The organism is Frankia sp. AiPa1, assembly GCF_023243075.1.
Classification (GTDB): domain Bacteria; phylum Actinomycetota; class Actinomycetes; order Frankiales; family Frankiaceae; genus Frankia.
Map to the genome: position 1 here is coordinate 1 of NZ_JALKFZ020000146.1, position 18,322 is coordinate 18,322.

Annotated in this window: 10 protein-coding genes; 5 read left to right on the forward strand and 5 right to left on the reverse strand. The window is 72.0% G+C overall.

The genetic code is table 11. The features are described 5' to 3' along the window. Positions 1-286: 286 nt before the first annotated feature. Both soxR and MXD95_RS16690 read right to left on the reverse strand, forming a co-directional pair. A complete protein-coding gene (soxR, locus tag MXD95_RS29675; RefSeq protein ID WP_285223658.1) occupies positions 287-1,018 on the reverse strand; it encodes a redox-sensitive transcriptional activator SoxR in 732 nt (243 codons plus the stop codon). A gap of 30 nt (positions 1,019-1,048) precedes the next feature. Continuing rightward, positions 1,049-2,473 carry an alkaline phosphatase PhoX gene (locus tag MXD95_RS16690; protein WP_250641566.1) on the reverse strand — a complete coding sequence of 475 codons (1,425 nt, stop codon included), beginning with the start codon at positions 2,471-2,473 and terminating at the stop codon, positions 1,049-1,051. A gap of 399 nt (positions 2,474-2,872) precedes the next feature. Between MXD95_RS16690 and galT the strand changes: the two genes are divergently transcribed. The 3 genes from galT to MXD95_RS16705 all read left to right on the forward strand — a co-directional run bounded on the left by galT (position 2,873) and on the right by MXD95_RS16705 (position 7,102). After that, on the forward strand, positions 2,873-4,327 hold the full coding sequence (gene galT, locus MXD95_RS16695; protein WP_250641567.1) for a galactose-1-phosphate uridylyltransferase: 1,455 nt from the start codon (positions 2,873-2,875) through the stop codon (positions 4,325-4,327). Next, on the forward strand, positions 4,324-5,532 hold the full coding sequence (galK, locus tag MXD95_RS16700) for a galactokinase (RefSeq protein ID WP_250641568.1): 1,209 nt from the start codon (positions 4,324-4,326) through the stop codon (positions 5,530-5,532). Before galT ends, galK begins: the two co-directional genes overlap by 4 nt. Positions 5,533-6,052: 520 nt before the next feature. Next, positions 6,053-7,102 (forward strand): CE1 family esterase, encoded by a 1,050-nt coding sequence (locus tag MXD95_RS16705; protein ID WP_250641580.1) that lies wholly within the window; start codon positions 6,053-6,055, stop codon positions 7,100-7,102. A gap of 86 nt (positions 7,103-7,188) precedes the next feature. Here MXD95_RS16705 and MXD95_RS16710 read toward each other — a convergent pair whose 3' ends face one another. Next, the gene (locus MXD95_RS16710; protein WP_250641569.1) at positions 7,189-7,836 is read right to left on the reverse strand and encodes a toll/interleukin-1 receptor domain-containing protein; all 648 of its coding nucleotides are present in this window, start codon (positions 7,834-7,836) and stop codon (positions 7,189-7,191) included. Positions 7,837-7,948: 112 nt separating this feature from the next. Further along, a complete protein-coding gene (gene hrpA / locus MXD95_RS16715) occupies positions 7,949-12,187 on the reverse strand; it encodes an ATP-dependent RNA helicase HrpA (protein WP_250641570.1) in 4,239 nt (1,412 codons plus the stop codon). Between the two features lie 651 nt (positions 12,188-12,838). Between hrpA and MXD95_RS16720 the strand changes: the two genes are divergently transcribed. Further along, positions 12,839-15,508, forward strand: coding sequence for an ATP-binding protein (locus MXD95_RS16720; RefSeq protein WP_250641571.1), 2,670 nt, complete (start codon positions 12,839-12,841; stop codon positions 15,506-15,508). Position 15,509: 1 nt separating this feature from the next. On the opposite strand, the gene MXD95_RS16725 is transcribed toward MXD95_RS16720, so the two are convergent. Then, positions 15,510-16,376 carry a Sco1979 family transcriptional regulator gene (locus tag MXD95_RS16725; protein WP_250641572.1) on the reverse strand — a complete coding sequence of 289 codons (867 nt, stop codon included), beginning with the start codon at positions 16,374-16,376 and terminating at the stop codon, positions 15,510-15,512. Between the two features lie 1,706 nt (positions 16,377-18,082). Between MXD95_RS16725 and MXD95_RS16730 the strand changes: the two genes are divergently transcribed. After that, complete coding sequence (locus MXD95_RS16730; RefSeq protein ID WP_250641573.1) at positions 18,083-18,319, forward strand: DUF397 domain-containing protein; 237 nt, start codon at positions 18,083-18,085, stop codon at positions 18,317-18,319. The last annotated feature ends 3 nt before the right edge of the window (positions 18,320-18,322 follow it).

Here is an 18,322-nt window from a genome sequence, read left to right on the forward strand (position 1 = left end):
ACGCGTCAACTAATCCTCCTTCCGTGATGCCCCCTATTCTAGTAGGGGGCACTGTCCGGAAGAAAAGAGGCACCTCAAGCCCGTGTGCGCAGGTCAGGTGGATGTGTTGTTTGGATATTGTTCGATCGGATCCCGTTTCGGTCGAACGATCTTCGGTCGAAGCGGGGCGCACACCTCGGAGGACGGCCGTTCCGCCGCCTTTGTTCCTATCTGACCGGGGCCGTTGCTGTACAGATGGGCGTTCAGGTTCACCTTCGCCCGGCGCCGGACCGGCCGGGCAGGTAGCTCAGGCCGGGCCACACGCGAACGGTGGCCCGCACGGGCCATGCTCGCCACCGTCCATCGTGGCTACATCGTCCACCTTGTCGATGACCCGTTTGCCGAACGGCGCGTCGCCCGGCGCGTCGCCCGGCGTGTCGGCCGGATAGGCACACGGTTCGTCGATGACGTCCTTGTGCCCTTCATCGACATGGCCGCCAGAGAAGCTGTCGGGGGAGCGGACGAGGGAGCTGTCGGAGAGGTCGTCGGGGGAAGGGGGGCGGTGGCCGCCGTGACGACCATGACCGGAGCGGCGCAGGGGGGCCGGGAACGCGCGGGCGCCAGAGCCAAGGGCGCTGATGCGGTCATTCGGGTTGGAGATCCGGCAGCGACGCAGGGACAGACAGCCGCAGCCGATGCAGGCATCCAGCCCGTCGCGCAGGGCGATCAGCGCCGCGATCTCCTCGTCGAGGCGTGACCGCCACCGTCGCGAGATCGCCGTCCAGTCCGCTGCGGTCGGGGTTCTGGCCTCGGGCAGGGATGCGAGCGCCGCGGCGACCTCGTCCAGGCTGAGGCCCATGGCGGTGGCGGCGCGAATGAACGCGAGCCGGCGCAGCACGTGCCGTTCGTAGCGGCGCTGGCCACCGCTGGTGCGCGAGGCGGAGAGGAGGCCCTGGCGCTCGTAGAAGCGCAGCGCCGACGGCGCGAATCCGCTGCGACGGGACAGTTCGCCAACGGTCAGCAGGTCGGTCGGAAGCATGCCGCCCAGTGTAAATACCTGAACCTGACTTCAGGATATGGTTTTGAACGGGCCGGTGACCTCGAAGGTGACGCCGGCTCGGTCGCGTCCGGTGGAACCGCGGCGGGAGGAGAAATAGAGCCGGGTTCCGTCTGGGCTGAAGGCCGGCCCGGTGATCTCCGAATGGCGGTGCTCGGGCAGCCGAAGGAACGGCGCGACCTCACCCGCAGCGCTGATGACCAGCAGCGTGGCGCTCGGGCGGCGGGCGGCGACGAACAGTTCTCCCGAGCCCGCGACCGCGAGCTGGCCGAGCCCGGAGGCCGCCGGCTGCCCGGCGGCCGTCTGCGCCGCGCTGAACAGCAGCTCCACCCGACCGCCGTCCAGCCGACCGCCGTCCGCCGGACCGGCACCGACCGTCTCGCCGCGTACCGCCTGGCTGCTGATCGCCGCGGGGTCGAACGGTCCGCCACCCGCACCGGCAGAGAGGCGGACAGCCCAGATCCGGTCGTCGTCGCTGGTGCTGACGTAGCAGGTGCCGTCGAGGTAACGGCAGTCGGCGGCGCTCGCGAACCGCCGGGCGTCGCGGACCTGACGGCGGGTCGAGCGGGGGAAACCGTCGGGATCGGTCACCGCCGCCCACCGCACCCGGTCTGTCCCGGCATCGGCGTCCGCGGCGAGGATCTCGAGCCGGCCGGCGGCCAGATCGCCGGCCCGGTCGGGGCGAAACCGGTACAGGCCACCGTCCGCGTGATCCTCGGCCAGGTAGATCACCCCGTGGTCGGCGTCGTAGGACGCGGAGGCGTGGGAGAAGCGGCCCAGCGCCGGGCGGGCGGCCGCTGCTCGTGACCCGTCCGGGTAGGTCTCGCGCACCTGGCCGAGGAACAGGCCGCTCTCACCGGCCAGCCAGGTGCCCCATGGGGTTGCCCCGCCGGTATGGACGGCGGTGGTTCCCTTGAGGATCCGCCCGGCCGACGCGATCGACCCGTCAGCGCGCATCCGGATCACCGAGACCCCGCCGCGCAGGAACTGCGCCGAAGTGGCGATGTACGTCCAGCCGCCAGACGCGCCGGGTAGGCAGCCGCCACCGGCCGGGGCCTCCGGCCAGACATAGTCCGTCGTCCCGACCAGGAAGCGCGCATGGGCGAGGACGCGGCTGGTGAAGCCCGCGGGCAGGGCCACCCCGTTGGCATCGACGGCGCCGAGGGGCCCGTATGGGCCGGCTCCGGACCGCACCACGAGCGGTGATCCAGCGGTGTCGGTGTCGGTTTCGTTCTCGGTGTCAGTGTCCGTCGCGTTGCCGGGGGCGGCCGTGGTCGCCGCATCGTCCGGTGGGGACGCGTTCTCGCCTGCCGCCGACCTCCTGCCGGCTGACGTGGACGCCGAGTCGGAACGGGAGCCGAGGGGCTCGCAGGCCGATGCCACGCCCGCTACCGCTACCGCGGCCGCCGCCGAGTGGAGCACCGTGCGTCGGTCCATTCCGCCACCCCTCGTGTGCGACCTGCCATGCCCGGCGCCCCGGGGGAGCGTTCCCTCGGGCCGGCATCGTCGCGTCGGGCCATGTCCCGGATCGGCCGCACCCCCGGTCGGGGGGTGCAGCCGAGGGTGGCGGGTGCCCGGCCCCACTGTGATTCGTGTTGCAGAGCCCTCGCCGGGCCAGTCACGACGACGCTCCCCGGATCCCGGACCGGGGTCATGGCATCCGCGAGTGGTCGCAACGGGCCCTGTCGCCGGCCGTCAGCTGACTCTACGGTCATCGCTACCATGCTTCTGGTAACCGGAAGCGGGCGCGGCGGGGTGTGGACCTTCGCCGCCGGACCTCCGGGTGGCCCGCACGGGGACGCCCACATGCGACCGCCGTGGCAGGCTGTCCAAGCGATGGACGACACCACGCATCGGCGGTTCAACCCGCTCACCGGCCGCTGGGTCCTGGTCTCGCCGGGACGCGTGCGCCGCCCCTGGCACGGCGGCCAGGAGCCGTCCGCCCCATCGTCGCCCGCCGCCCACGACCCGAACTGTGATCTGTGCCCGGGTAACCGACGCGCCGGCGGCGTCCACAATCCTGTCTACCGCGGCACGTACGTCTTCACCAACGACTTCCCGGCCCTGCAGCCCGAACCCGATCGCATCGCCGAACCAGATCGCATCGCCGAACCAGATCGCATCGCCGAACCAGATCGCATCGCCGAGGCCGACGGCACTGTCTGGGCCGACCACGTCGTCGAGAACGGGAGTTCCGCCGAGCCTGGCCATGTCACGCAAGCTCAGCAGCGAGCGGCGGGCTGTCGCATGCCGGCCGCCGCCGGCGACAGGCAGGCCGCCGCCGGAGACAGGCAGTCCGGCGGTGGCCGCTCGGGGCTGCTGCGCAGCGCGTCGGCGCACGGGACCTGCCGGGTCATCTGCTTCGGGCCGGACCATGGCCGGGGCTTGGTCGACATGTCCCACGCGGAGGTGCGTGCCATCGTGGACACCTGGGCGGCGCAGGACGCCGAGCTGTCCCGTCGGTGGCGCTGGGTGCAGATCTTCGAGAACCGTGGGACGGCGATGGGTGCCTCGAACCCGCATCCACATGGCCAGGTCTGGGCCTGCGACGCCTTGCCTGACGAGGCAGCCACCGAGGACGCCCATCAGCGCGAGCACTTCGCCCGTTCGGGCCGGTCCCTGCTGCTTGACTACATCCGCGCCGAGACGGCCGCCGACGAGCGGATCGTCCTCGACGAGGAGGACTGGCTGGTCATCGTTCCCTACTGGGCGATGTGGCCGTTCGAGACTCTCCTGTTGCCGCGCCGTCCCGTCACCCGCCTCGCCGACCTGGACGACGCCCAGCGCAGCGGCCTCGCGCACGTCCTTGGCCGCCTGCTCACCGGCTACGACGCGCTGTTCGCCTACCCGTTCCCCTTCTCGATGGGATGGCATGGCGCCCCCGGCCCGCACCCGTCCACATCCGCGGGGCGAGGGCTGGGGCGTGCGGAGGAGGTGTGGCAGCTGCACGCGCACTTCTACCCGCCGTTGCTGCGCTCGCCGACGATCCGCAAGCATGTCGTCGGCTACGAGATGTTCGCCGAGCTTCAGCGGGACATGACTCCCGAGGATGCCGCCGACCGTCTGCGTACGGTCATGTCGACGTCCTGGGACAGCGCCGTCACCCTGCCGCCCTCGGGCATCACCATGGCGCAGGCCACTGCCCTGGCCGGCCCGACCCCGACCCCGACCCCGACACCGGGTCCGCGGGCGACTGGCCCGTTCGGCTCCGATCCGATGGGCTCCGATCCGTTGGGCTCCGGCCCGCTCGCGGCCGACTCGCTCGCCTCTGGTCCAGTGCCCCGGCCGTGACGTCCCGCGACCTGCCGCCTTCCGCCGCGCGGCGGGCGGTACGGGCGTTCGTCAACACCTACGGTCACTCGCCAACGCACCTGGTCCGCTCCCCGGGCCGGGTGAACCTCATCGGCGAACACGTCGACTATTCGGAGGGCCTCTGCCTGCCGCTGGCCCTCGACCGTGACCTGTGTATCGCCCTGCGGCCGGACGTGCCGCATGGTCCGAACGGCGGGGGGTGGCTGCGGTTGGTGTCCGAGCAGGACGCGGCGCCCGTGGCCATCCGGCTTCCCCCACGCGGGCCGGGCACTCCACCCTCCGCGCGGGCCGGGGGGTGGGCGCGGTACGTGGAGGGGGTTGCCGTCGCGCTTGCCGTGGCCGGCGTCGACCCGGTGCCGTGGCATGGGGCGCTGGCCAGCGACATCCCGGTGGGGGCGGGGCTGTCGTCGTCCGCTGCCCTGGAACTGGCGGTGGCGGTGGCGGGCATGGCCCTGGCCGGGGTGACGCTGCCGGCGGTGGACCTGGCCCGGATGGGGCAGTGGGCGGAGAACGAGTGGGTCGGCGCGGCGACCGGACTGCTCGATCAGCTCGCGTGCGGTGGCGGGATCGCCGGGCACGCCCTGCGGATCGACTGCCGGACGCTGAGTCTCACTCCCGTACCGCTGCCAACCGGAATCGCCGTCGTCGTGCTCGACACGGGCACTCGCCGCGAACTCGTGACCAGCGCCTATGCCCAGCGGCGAGCGGAGTGCGCGCGGGCGGCGAAGGCGCTGGGCGTCCGGGTGCTCCGGGATGTGACGGCCTTGCCACCGGATGCCGAGCGGCGAATGGACGAGGTGGCGCTGCGCCGGGCTCGGTTCGTCATCGCGGAGAACGCCCGGGTCGATGCGGTCGTCACCGCCCTGGTCGGCAACGACCCGGCCACGGCCGGACGGCTGCTGAACGAGGGGCACCGTGGTATCCGCGACGAGTTCGAGGTGTCCGGCCCCGAGCTGGATGCGGCCGTCGAGGTCGCTTGTGCGTCCCCTGGCTGTTTCGGCGCCCGGATGACCGGCGGTGGCTTTGCCGGCTGTGCCCTCGCGCTCGTCGACCGGGCCTGGGCCGACGCCTTCGTCTCGGCGTTCCGCCCCGCCTACGCGGCGCGCACCGGACGGGAGGCCACGCTGCACCTGTGCACGGCCGCCGCTGGCACGACCATCACCCCGCTTGATCATCTTATGTGATCATTCTGCCGCTCAGTGCGGTGGTGGTCATCGCGGAAGCCACCTGAGATGCGAGCCGGGCCGGGCCGAGCCGGGCTGAGCTGGGCTCGTCGGGCCGGGCTGGGCTCGTCGGGCCGGGCTGGGCTTGTCGGGCCGGGCTGGGCTGTGCCGGGAGGAGCCGGGCCTCGTCAGTCAGGTCGTGATGCGCTCCTCGGGTTCTGGCCCTGGTTGATCCGATCGGGGCGATGTCCGGATGGGCCGTCCCGTAACGGGTGTGCCCGCGCCCGTGGAAGGCGCGTGGGCGGCACGGTCAGGCCCGCTCGGCCGGGGGCCTTGTGGGTGCAGGCCGTCTGAATCGTCCGTCAGTGTGCTGTTGTAGCCCGTATAGGAGTTCTTGAGGCTAAGCGGGCTACGATAAGCCGCTCTGACCGGGCGGAGACGAGGAGTTGAGAGGCCAGTGTCCGTGCGGGGGTGGGTGCGCGGCCGCGGCTGGGGTGGGACGTGGAGATGGCCCTCGCGGCGAGGTCGCCTCACCCAGGTTGTGGCGTTGGCCGTCGCGGTCGTCGCCTGCCTCGCCGGAGTCGTCGTGGCGGCCCTGCCGACGACCTCGTCCGCGTCGACCAGCTCGGCGCTCGTCACCCCCGCGCCGCTCGTCGCCGGCGCGCCGTCCGCCGTCGCAGCCCCGCCGGTCGGCGCCGGTGCCTCCGGCGCGTCCCCGGCAGTGCGCACCCCCTCCACCGCGGCGCGATCCACCCCCACGAGCCCGTCGGCCACTCGTGCGTCCACCCCCGCCGGGGGGACGTCCACCGGGAGGCCGTCCAGTGCGTCCCGCGCCAGGGGAACGTCGTCGGCCCAGGTACCGGCGCTGGAGCCGAGCCGGACGGATCCGAAGGCCGCGCACGAGCCGGACCCGGTGCACCGGCTGGCCTCCGGGCGGACCTATGAGCTGCACACCAACGTCCGGGCCACCCCGCAGTACCGCGGCAGCGCCCGCCCGCTGGTGATCATGCTGCACGGGTTCCTGAACACCGCTGAGGAACTGCGCCAGGTCTCCGGCGCCGACTCCTTCGCCGATGCGCACGGCTTCGCGGTCGCCTACGGCGTGGGTGTGGACGAGGCGTGGAACGCCGGCGGATGCTGCGGGGAAGCGACCACCGACGACGTCGCCTACGTCCGCCAGATCGTCGCCGACGTGGCCCGACACACGCCGGTCGACCGCTCCCGGATCTACGTCTGGGGCTTCTCCAACGGCGCGATGCTCGCCGCCCGCGTCGCCTGCCAGGCCCCTGGCCTCGTCGCCGCCGTCGGCATGGTCGGCGGGCAGGCGCTGGTGTCCTGCCCCCGGGTGCGGGTCAACCTGGTGCACATCCACGGCACTGCGGACACGACCGTGCCGTGGCGCGGCGGCTGGTCCGACTACCTGAAGATGTCCCTGCCCGACGGCGAGACCGAGGCCATGCACTTCGCCCCCGGATCGACGATCAGTCACATCCTCTGGAACGGCGGCCACATCTGGCCCTGGTGGGGCATCGGCGCCCTCTGGGACTTCTCCGCCCCCCAGACCCTGAACGCCTCCGCTGACGTCCGCTGACGTCCGGTCGTCGTCAACCTGGTCGTGGGTCAACGGGGCCCACTGCCCGGAAGGTCCGGTCGGACCGGTTTCAGCTCGGACCGGTTTCAGCGGCGGGGGTCGTACCGCTCGTGCGGGTCGGGATCGGCGGCTGCTGGCGGGAAGGAAGGATGCCGGTCGGCGGTGCCGACCTCCGGAGGGTTCGCCGCGGTGCGCCTCGGACTGCCGGCGGCTCGGCCTGAGGGGAACGGCGGTGGGGTGAGGGGTTTGGCGCGGGCTCCGCTGACAGCCAGACGGGCGGCGCTGACCAGTGCCGTGCGGGCATCGGGTTCGGGGATGCCGAACAGGTCGATGGAGACGACCTGGCCGAGCAGGCCCGGGCGAAGGCAGTCCTCGATGCGGAAGACCAGGAGGGTGCGCAGCGCACCGGTTGGATCGGCGGACCAGGCGCTCTGCCATTCCGCCTGGCCGTACACGGAGCGGGCGTAGGCGTTGGAAAGCACCGCGATGGTGCGGGCGGATTGGCGGACGCCGTTGTTCATACCGACGACCCAGTTCGACCCGGGCGTGAAGTCCCACGCCTGGACGAGAACCCGGTACTCGGCCTCCTCGAGGACCCAGGCGATCCATTCCGCCCAGCGCCGATCCGCCTGGGTGTAAGAGACGAAGAAATCCCACGCCTCGCCGTCGCTTTTGGTCCTTCCGCCGGCACTCCCTGCGCTGGTGGCGCCGCCCGCGCTGCCCCCGATTGTCACCAGATCAGTGTGCCATCCGCACGCACCGCAGTCAGGTTTGTCGCCCTTCGTGCCGTCTCGCGGCGGGGCCGCGGGTTGACGAGCTGGGCCCGCCAGCCGAACAGGGGCCGGTCTAGCTGAGCAGAGCGTCGATGGCGCGGTAGACGCGTTCCTCGGAGACGGGGTAGGGGGTGCGCAGGTTCTGGGCGAACAGGCTCACCCGCAGTTCCTCGATCATCCAGCGGACCCGGCGGATCTCCTCGCCTGGTTCGCGGCCGGCGGGGAGGGTGGCGAGCAGCTCCTGGTACGCCTCGGTGGCCCGGCCCACCGCCGCGGTGTTGAGCCGATCGCGGTTCGGGTCGCGCGGGAGGCGCTCCAGGCGGCGCTGGATGGCGGTCAGGTAGCGGGCGAGGTCAGGCAGGCGCTCAGCACCGGTGTCCGTGACGAAACCGCGGTAGATCAGGGCGTCGAGCTGGGCGCGGGCGTCGGCGACGGACGGCGCGAGCACCGCGGCCCGCACGTCACGTAGCGCACCGCTGACGGTATGCGCGAGGCCGAGCACCTCCTGCACCTCCCGGACCACCGCGAAGGACGCCTGCGGGAGCTCGGCGCGCACGGCGGCCAGCAGTGTGGTGAACCCGGCCTCATCCCAGACGGGACCGCCGGCGGCGGCGATCAGCTGGTCGCAGGCGGCGCGGACGCAGTCGTCGAGCAGGTCGGCCGCGTCGCGATGCGGATTGTGCGAGAGCGCGAGTTTCGCCGCGTTCGACAGCCGGCCGTTGAGCCCGCGGATCGGAGACGCAACCCCGAGCAGGACCAGCCGCCGGGTACCGGACCACATGGCGGTGCGCTGCGCCGACTCGGTGTCGGTGGCCCGCACGGCGACCGAGTCGCCCTCGTCCACCAGGGCGGGGAAGCCGCGCACCACGTGGCCGCCGCGGCGCAGCTCCACCACCTTGGGCAGGGTGCCGATGCCGTCCCAGGACCGCAGGCCACGGCGCTCGATGCCGTCGGCCGCCGCGGCCACCGCGGCCCGAGTCCGGGGGCGCAGCCGATCCTTGATCGCGTCGAGGTCCTTGCCTTCCGCCAGGATCTCCCCGCGGGTGCCCTCGACGCGAAACGTGATGCGTAGATGGTCGGGGACGGCCGACAGCGTCCAGGCGTCACGGGGGATCTCCGGGCCGCCCATCCGGCGCAGCTCGTGCTCGACCGCGACGAGCAGCGGCGTCCCACTGGCGGGCGAGACGTGTTCGAGCACCGCCCGCGCGTAGTTCGGCGCCGGGACGAAACTACGCCGCACCACCTTCGGTAGGGCCCGGATCAGGGCCGTCACCAGTTCCTCGCGCAGCCCCGGCACCTGCCAGGCGAACGGTTCGGCGTCGACCTGGTTGAGCACGGCGATCGGAATGTGCACGGTCACTCCATCGGCCGCCGTTCCCGGCTCGAACTGGTAGCTCAGCGGTAGGGCGAGCTCGCCGGACTGCCAGGCGTCTGGGTAGGCGTCCTCGGTGATGGCGCTGGCATTCGAGGACACGAGCAGCGAGCGGGTGAAATCGAGCAGGCGCGGGTTGTCCGTGCGTGCCCGGCGCCACCAGGCGTCGAAATGGCGCACGGAGACGACGTCGGCGGGTATTCGCTCGGCGTAGAAGGCGAACAGTGCCTCGTCGTCGACGACGATGTCGCGCCGGCGGGCCCGATGCTCGAGCTCCTCGACGTCGGCGAGCATGCGCTGGTTGTGCGCGAAGAACTCGTGCCGGGTCTGCCAGTCGCCCTCGACCAGCGCGCGGCGCAGGAACATCTCCCGGCACAGCTCCGGGTCGATCTGGCTGTACCGCACCGGCCGGCCGGCGACGATCGGCACCCCGTAGAGCGTCACCCGCTCGTCGGCGAGCACCGCTCCCTGGCGCCGTGACCAGCGCGGTTCGCTGTAGGTGCGGCGCACCAGATGCCCGGCCAGCGGCTCCACCCAGTCCGGGTCGATGCGCGCCGCCGTCCGCCCCCACAGCCTGGACGTCTCGACCAGCTCCGCCGCCATCACCCACGCTGGCGGCCCGGACGGCCGCTGCTGCTGCTGGGCTGGCTGCCGCACCTGCGCCGCATCCTCCGGTTCATCCGCGCGTCGGGCCGCATGCGCCGCTTCGGCGGCTTCGGCGGCCGCCGCGGCCTCGGCGGCGGCCCGGGCGCCCCGGCGGGACAGGGCCGAGCCCGGCCAGAGAGTGAACCGTCCGCCGCGGGCACCGGCGTACTCGCGACGCTCCGGGTCGTACCGTCCGATGTGCGAGAGCAGACCGGTGAGCAGCGCCCGATGCACGTCGCCCGGGTCCGCCGCCGGGCCGTCCGGATCGCCGAGGTTCAGCTTCAACCCTCGGGCGACGGCGGCCAGCTGGCCGTGGACGTCCTGCCACTCGCGCACCCGCAGGTAGTTCAGGAACTCGGTGCGGCACATCCGCCGGAACTGGTTCGCCGAGCGTTCGCCGCGCGCGTTCCGAAGATAGCGCCACAGGTTCAGATAGGCGAGAAAGTCCGAGGTGGGGTCGGCGAAGCGGGCGTGCCGCTCGTCGGCGGCCTGCTGATGCTCCGCCGGACGCTCCCGCGGATCCTGGATGGCCAGCGCCGACGTGATCACCAGCACCTCGCGCAGGCAGCCCTGCTCGTCCCCGGCCAGCACCATCCGCGCCAGCCGCGGATCCACCGGGATCTGCGCCAGGCGCCGACCCACCGCCGTCAATCGCCGCGCCGATGCCTCGGCTGTCTCGCCGGCCTCCGCGCGGTCGGCTTCGCCCGTGGGGACGGCGAAGGCGCCGAGCTCGGTGAGCAGCAGCTCGCCGTCATTGACCTGACGCGGGTCCGGAGGGTCGAGGAAACCGAACGTGGCCATATCGCCGAGGCCGAGATCGGCCATGCGCAGCAGCACCGAGGCCAGGTTCGTCCGCAGGATCTCCGGGTCGGTGTACTCCGGGCGGGCCTCGAAGTCCGCCTCGCTGTACAACCGGACGCAGATGCCGTCCGCGGTCCGTCCGCAGCGACCCTTGCGCTGGTTGGCCGATGCCTGTGACACCGGCTCGATCGGCAGGCGCTGCACCTTCGTCCGCGCGCTGTACCGGGAGATCCGCGCGGTTCCCGGATCGATGACGTACCGGATGCCGGGTACCGTCAGCGAGGTCTCCGCGACGTTGGTCGCCAGCACCACCCGCCGCCCGGTGTGCGGCTCGAACACCCGGTGCTGCTCGCCGGCGGACAGCCGCGCGTACAACGGCACGATCTCGGTGAGCGGACGGTTCTGCCGGGCCAGCGCCTCGGCGGTGTCCCGGATCTCCCGCTCCCCGGAGAGGAACACCAGGATGTCGCCCGGGCCCTCGGCGCACAGCTCGTCCACCGCGTCGCTGATCGCCTGGGTCTGATCCCGATCCTCGGCGTCCCGACCGTTCCCGCCTCGGCGCTCGGCTGGCTGTCTGTCCGAGCGCTGTCCGTCTGAGCGCTGTCTGTCCGAGCGTCGTCCGTCCGAGCGTCGTGCGTCCAGCTCCGTGCCGTCGGGATCCTCGGGATCCTCGGGGTCGTCGTCGCTGGTGTCGGAGTCGGGGAGCAGCGGCCGGTAGCGGACCTCGACCGGGTAGGTACGCCCGGAGACCTCGATGACCGGGGCGCCGCCGAAGTGGGCGGAGAACCGGGCCGTCTCGATCGTCGCCGAGGTGATGATGACCTTCAGGTCCGGGCGGCGGGGCAGCAGCGAGCGTAGATAGCCAAGGATGAAGTCGATGTTGAGGCTGCGCTCGTGCGCCTCGTCGATGATGAGCGTGTCGTAGCGGCGCAGGGCGCGGTCCGAGGAGATCTCGGCGAGCAGGATGCCGTCCGTCATCAGTTTGACGAGAGTGTCCTCGTGAACCTGGTCGGTGAACCGGGTCTGATAGCCGACGACCCCACCGCCGGACGCCGGCGCCGGGGTTCCGAGTTCCTCGGCGATGCGGTCGGCCACGGTGCGCGCGGCGATCCGTCGCGGCTGGGTGTGCCCGATCATCGCGCGCACGCCGCGGCCCAGCTCCAGGCAGATCTTGGGCAGCTGGGTGGTCTTTCCCGAGCCGGTCTCCCCGGCCACGATGACCACCTGGTGGTCACGGATCGCAGCGAGGATCTCGTCCCTGCGCTGCGTCACCGGCAGCGCCTCGGGATAGGTGATCTGCGGCAGGCGGGCCCTGCGCCGCTGCACGTGGGCCGATGCCCTTTCCACGTCGGCGGCGACCGCGGCCAGCGCACGCTGGCGCGCCGCCGGCTCGCGCGTCCGTTGCCCCTGCGCCACACGTCGGCCCAGCCGATGGGCGTCCCGCGGCGCCAACTCCGCCAGCCGCGCCGTCAGCTCCTCCACCTGCACCTGCACGGGGAGGACGACCGCGCTGTCCTGATTCTGGTCCCGGGCATTCCCACGGTCGGCGTTTCCAGCGCTGCCGGGCCCCGCGCCTCGGCCGGCACGCCCGCGTCGGTTCGTCCGACCGTCGCGGTCCGCTCGTCCGGCCTGGTCTGCGTGTCGGTCCCGGTCAGCACGTCCACTACCGCCCGGCCTGCCGCGGCGGTCCGGCCGGCCGGAGTCCTGCCGGCCGGAGTCCTGCCGGCCGGAGTCCTGCCGGGCGGAATCCTGTCCGCCGGAGTCCTGTCCGCCGGCGCAGGGCGTACCTGCCGCCGTCGTCGAGACGGAGCTACTGGGTGGGGAACCGGACGGCGGAGCATTCACGGTCGGTCCTTCCTCACGCCCTCCAGCCTAGGGCACCGCGGGCGCATGCCGAACCGCCGCGCGGCGACCCGCGTCGTCCGCGGCCCCACCGCACAGCGGATCATGTCACTGAGGTGGGACGGAAGCCCTGCGCGGGTTCCCATGAGCTCCACCGGCTGAGGTCGGGCTGTAACCTGCCAGGAGATCACCGGGTGGAATCCCCGGGACCACCGCGGCGGAGAGTGAAGAGACGGCTGCAGATCTGTGGGGCGCTGGTCCCACCGGGGGGAAGTCGGGCGGTCGGGCCGTCCGCCGGGTCCGATGACCGGCGCGGCCACCGGCGGGCTGATTGGCGCTGCCGGTGATGGAACTGCCGGTGCCGGTTCCGAAGGCTACGTCTCGGCGGCCAGCGATGTGACGGCCAGTGGCGTGACGGTCCGTGACGCGGCCGTCGGCGATGGGGCTCTCGACAGTGCGGCCGCGAGCAGGGCCGGGTCCGGTGGCGCGGGGGCCGGGAGTGGCCCGGGCGTGCCGAGCGGGACGGCGTTCGGTGCGGCGGCGCTGGAGCTTGGTCGGGCGGCCGCGGAGGTCGGGCGGGCCCATCGCGCGCTGGACCGGGTCATGGCCAGCGTGCTGGTTGCGCTGCGGGCCGTGGCGCTGGCGCTCACGGTGTTCTACCTGATCGTCTGGGACTGGTATCTCGATCATCCGGTGGCGGCGGCGGTTCTGGGGGCCACCGTGCTGTGGCACCTGGTGTTCTGCCTGCTGGGGGCGCGGCGCGGGGTGGGTCGCGGGCTCGCGGGCGCGAGCGTCGCGCTTGCGTTACCGCTTAGTGTCGCCGCGCGTCTTGTGCTGCCCAGCGAGTCGGTCGGGGACAGCGGGAACTTCGTGTTCCTCGCGGTCGTCAACGCGTCCGTCGCCGCGGTGTGGGCGTTTCCGCGCCGGCCCGCCGCCGCGTTGGTGCTGCTGCTCGCGGCCGGCGCGTTCGTGGGCGGCTGGGGACGCTATCCGCAGGTTGTCGCGCAGGCGGTGCTGCTGGTCATGGCCCCGGGCCTGTTGGGGATGTCCATCGGACGTCTGCGGCACATCGCCCGGACCGCCGACCGGCGCTGGGCGAACGTCGTGGCGCGGCACCGGGGTGAGGCCGTCGTGCTTGCCGTCGCCCGCGACCGGCGCGAGCGGGAACGGGTCATCCACGACACGGTGCTCAACACGTTGACCGGCCTGGCCTGGGGTGGCGGGCGGGACGTGGCGCTCGCTCGGCGCCGCTGCGCCCAGAGTCTCGTCGCCGTGCGGGACCTGCTCGACCCGGGGCCCGACACCGGTCCGGCACTCGACGAGCGGATCGCCGAGGTCGTCGCCGAGGCGACGGGCCGTGGGCTCGTGGTCGACCTCACCAGCCGCCTGGAGAGCGGGCCGCCGGGACCGCCGGGGGTGGTGGTCTCGGCGTTTGCGGGGGCGGTCGGGGAGGCGCTGGCGAACGTCGAGCGGCACTCCGGGTCCCGGTACGCGTGGGTGAGCATCGACGGCGGACCGGACGAGGTGACCGTCCGGGTCCGCGACATCGGACGGGGATTCGAACCGAGTCTGGTGGACCCGGCCCGACTGGGACTGCGCCGGTCGATCACCGGCCGGCTCGAGGACGTCGCCGGCACCGTCGGGATCACCTCGACGCCCGGCTGTGGCACGACGGTGGAACTGCGGTGGCGCACCCCGCGCATCGTTGCCACGCCCCGCGGGGAGCCACCCGCGGGGCGTGCGCGCGGCGGGTTCGTGCCCGATCGGCGGGACGTCGCGGCGATCGCCGCCGATCTGCGGTCGGCGTACACGGCGGGACTTCGTCGTGCGGTTGGGAACGTCGCCGGCGCTTGGCTGCTGCTCATGGTCGCTCCGCTGGTGGCCACGCTGCACTGGGTGCGGGAGCCGGCCGTGGGGGGTGTGCTGTGGGGAGCGCTGGCAGTGGTGATCGTCGTGGCCCGGATGCTGGTGCGCCGTCGGCCGCTGTCCGGGGGTGAGGCGCTGCTGATGCTGGCGATCGCTGGGGGATCCGCGGTGTGTTCCGCCGCCAACACCAGGGGTGCCGACATCGTCCGCATCGCCAACTGGCCCTGGGTGGTCCTGCCCCTGCTGCTCGCGTTCGTCACCGCGTCCCGTCCGGCCAGGGAGTGGATCGGTGCGCTCGGCGGCGCGGTCGCGCTGGTCACGGGCCTGGTCCTGATCCGCGACGCGCACAGTCCGCTGGTGATCGCCCGGCTCGGGTCGTTGATCTATGGTTGTTGCGCCGTGCAGATCATCACCGCGATGCTGGGCCCGCTGCTGCGCCGGACCGCCATGCACACCGCGCACGTGCTGGCCGCGGAGGCGGAGCTCGCCGCGAACATTGACTCGTCGGCCATGATCCGTCGGGAGCGGCTTTCCTGGCTGCGCGCCGTCCAACGGGATGTGCTGCCGCTGCTCGCCGAGGTCGCCGACGGACGGCTTGACCCCGGCGCTCCCGCGGTGCGCGGTGCGAGCGCCGCCCGGGCCGCGGCAATCCGGCGGATGCTGACGGGAGGTGGGCCGTCCTCGGCTCTGGCCGATCTCGATCCGGTCCTGGCCGACGCCGAGAGCGCTGGGATCAGCGTCGAGATCCAGCGATCCGGGGATCTGCGCACCGCCCCGGCGCCGGGGCGGGCGGCGCTGGCCGACCGGGTCGGCGAGGTGCTTGCCGTCGCCGGCCGCGGGCGGGCGATCGTCACGGTGATGTGGTTGCCGGCCGGAGGCAGCATCTACGTCACCATGCCCTGGCCCGACGGGCTGGCGCTGCCGGAGACGGTCCGCGGCGCCATGGCCGGCGGGGAAGCCACGGGGGACGCGGGATCGCCCGCCGTCCGCCTGGGGACCGTGGTGGAGCTGGATGACCGGCGCCTGAGCCTCGAACTCACCTGGCCGGCCCTCGAACCCGCCTGGCCCGCGCAGCCGTCCGGCAGCCGGCCTACGGGCGGTAGCTGACCTACAGGGTGGAGACGATCTGCCGCAGCAGGTCAGGGGTCTCGGCCGGCGTCGTGCTGTCGACGCTGAGCCGGTTGTAGACCTCCATATACCGGTCGACCTCCTCGCGCTTGTCGAGGTAGGACGAGCTGGTGAGCTGTTCGAGGTAGACGACGTCAGGTAGGTCCATCTCCGGAAAACGCAGGATGGTGAAGGCGCCGCCCTCGGCCGCGTGACCGCCGAAGGAGAACGGCATGACCTGCAGCGTGAGGTTCGGCAGCTCGCCAAGCTCGATGAGGTGCTCGATCTGACCACGCATGACCTTCGGGCCACCGATCGGCCGGTGCAGCGCCGCCTCATCGACCACCATCCACAGGCGTGGGGGAGATGCGCGATAAAGCAGCTTTTGCCGGTTCATCCGGACGCTGACACGCCGCTCGACGGTCTCGGTCAGTAGTCCGTTGCCACCGTTGGTGATGATGGCGCGGGCGTAGTCCTCGGTCTGGAGGAGGCCGGGAATGAACTGCACCTCGTACGTCCGGATTAGCTGGGCCGACTCCTCGAGCCCGACGTACGGCTGGAACCAGTTCGGCAGAACGTCATTGAAGTTCTGCCACCAGCCGGCGGAGTTCGCCTCCCGGACGAGGGTCAGCAAAGGTGCCCGATCCGCATCCTCCGTGACCTGATAGAAGGTCAGGAGGTCGGCGACGTCTCGTTCTTTGAAGCTGACCCGACCGAGCTCCATCCGGCTGATCTTCGACTCCGACGCCCGGATATGGTAGCCGGCTGTCTCCCGGCTGATGCCCTTCTCCTCACGAAGTCGACGGAGCTGGGAGCCGAGCAGGATCCGACGCACGGTCGGCCCACTTCCCGGCTGAGCTGTCGTCACGGTCGGCCCCCTCGCCATCGGTCAACGCAAGAGTATGACATCTGATCTTCTTGATCTGGTTACGTCTCTGGTTCTGATGTCGGATCGACTGTCGCTTGTTTAGCGCAGTGGGTGTTATTTGTATACTCGCTCACAGAGAGTATGTGAGATGGCTGCCCGTCTCTCGGGCCGGACGACCTGTCGAGGCGGGTCCGGCGACCCCCGCCGTGGCGCGCAGTGATGTGAGACATCCGTTCTGTTTCCGTGCGGCGCAGGGATCCGGCTGAAGCGTCACGTGCCTCACTCCCGGGCCCGCGGGTGCCATCCCGCGTTGTCCGCTGCCCCCCCGCTGCTGTCACTGCCCGATACCTTCCGCGCCTTCCGCGCAGGGTCATCGCTTCGCCTCGCGACCGTCGTGCCGCGCCATATGCCCCATTGCTCCTGACTTCGCCCCGTCGAGGCTTGGTTCGACCTGTCGGGAAGAGTCGCACCCGGTCGGGAAGAACCATCGGGCGGTACCGGCGAGCCGGCCCGCGGCCCGGTGTCGCCCCACCACCCGCCCGCCCTGTTCCGCCCGTCTGGCCTGCCCCGGCCGTCCCGTCTCGCCCGTCGTCCCGTCTGGTCCGGGCGGGGTCGACGCCGTGCCGCTCGTGCTCACGCCCGTCGTCTGATTGCACCTGATGGAGCGGTCGAGGGGGGCGCTCGCCGGCACACTTGGGTAAGTCCGAGCGGGCCGATGGCGCGTCGCCGGTGCGGAGCACGGTCGTCCGGCGCGTCCGGCTCCACCTGGTTCGCCGTCCACGGAATGGTTCGATGGCCTCGCGGTGGCGGCCCATGCGATCCAGGTCGTGGGTCGGGGATGCGTCCGACGTGTGAGTGCATGGTGCGAGGCCGCACTTCGTGGCGCGACGAGCGGGTTGCCGTTGGGTAACTGTGGCCGCACACCCGACGCGGCGGATCACCCGGATTACCGGCCCGCGTGGCAAAATATCTTTGTCTCCCGTGGCCCCCGATTGTGCTGTGCGCGGCCCAAAAGGGGACTCCCCCCGGCCGCCTGGATACGTTTCCCCCGGAGTGCGATGACTGCCCGGTAGGGCTCACTCTCCTTGCGTCGGTGTGAAGAGCGCCGGCCCCTGCGGGATTACTCACCATACGGATTTCGTGGGCGATTCGACGCCGGTTCGGCGTGACGGCCGCCGCGATGCGTCGTCTGCCGGTGCGCGTCTGGCCGGGGGTCGGCACGGGCAGGGCGGACGTCTGGTCGGGGGTCCGTGGGCTGCGTGCGGCCTGGCGGGCCGGTTCTGCGGGCCGGTTGCCCCCTGGTCCCGGCGGGCCATACGGGAGTCCGATGTGACCCGTTCGGGGGGAGTATCCCCGGACGTCTGTTCTCGGGCCGCGCGCGGCCGGTCAGGTTCGTTCTGGTTCGGTCCGATTCGTTCAGGGGCGGGCGGATGCGAGGTGTCGTGCACGGGCGCGATGCTTCCTGACGATCGCACGTGAGCCCGTCGTGCGCACATGCGACCCGCATGATGCACGTGCACCTGACCGTGCTGTATCGTGAGCCGAAGTTCGTGCAGGCGCACACGCGGTCGGCTTGGTGGGGCGTGCGGGGCATCCCAGCGGGCGGCCGAGGAGGGCCCACCGCGGCGCAGCGGCGGTGCGGCGCGGCGGACTGCGTGGGGTGAGGGGCTGCCGTCGCGTGGCACCTCGGGCTTGGGGAGAAGTGCATGACCAAGATCTACAGCGGCATGCCGGCAGCTGCGCTCGAGCGCGTGACCTGGCAGAAGAGCCGACGGAGTAACTCCCAGGGCAATTGTGTCGAGATGGCGAAACTGCCTGGTGACGAGGTGGCCGTGCGAAACTCCCGGCATCCCAACGGGCCTGCGCTGGTCTATACCCGAGCCGAGATCGAGGCTCTGATACTCGGGGCCAAGGACGGCGACTTCGACAACCTTCTCCAGTAGCCC

Excerpts from the sequence above, each read along its gene's own strand:
- soxR (WP_285223658.1), bottom strand. The coding sequence starts at position 1,018 with ATGCTTCCGACCGACCTGCTGACCGTTGGCGAACTGTCCCGTCGCAGC.
- MXD95_RS16690 (WP_250641566.1), bottom strand. The coding sequence starts at position 2,473 with ATGGACCGACGCACGGTGCTCCACTCGGCGGCGGCCGCGGTAGCGGTA.
- galT (WP_250641567.1), top strand. The coding sequence starts at position 2,873 with ATGGACGACACCACGCATCGGCGGTTCAACCCGCTCACCGGCCGCTGG.
- MXD95_RS16720 (WP_250641571.1), top strand. The coding sequence starts at position 12,839 with ATGACCGGCGCGGCCACCGGCGGGCTGATTGGCGCTGCCGGTGATGGA.
- MXD95_RS16730 (WP_250641573.1), top strand. The coding sequence starts at position 18,083 with ATGACCAAGATCTACAGCGGCATGCCGGCAGCTGCGCTCGAGCGCGTG.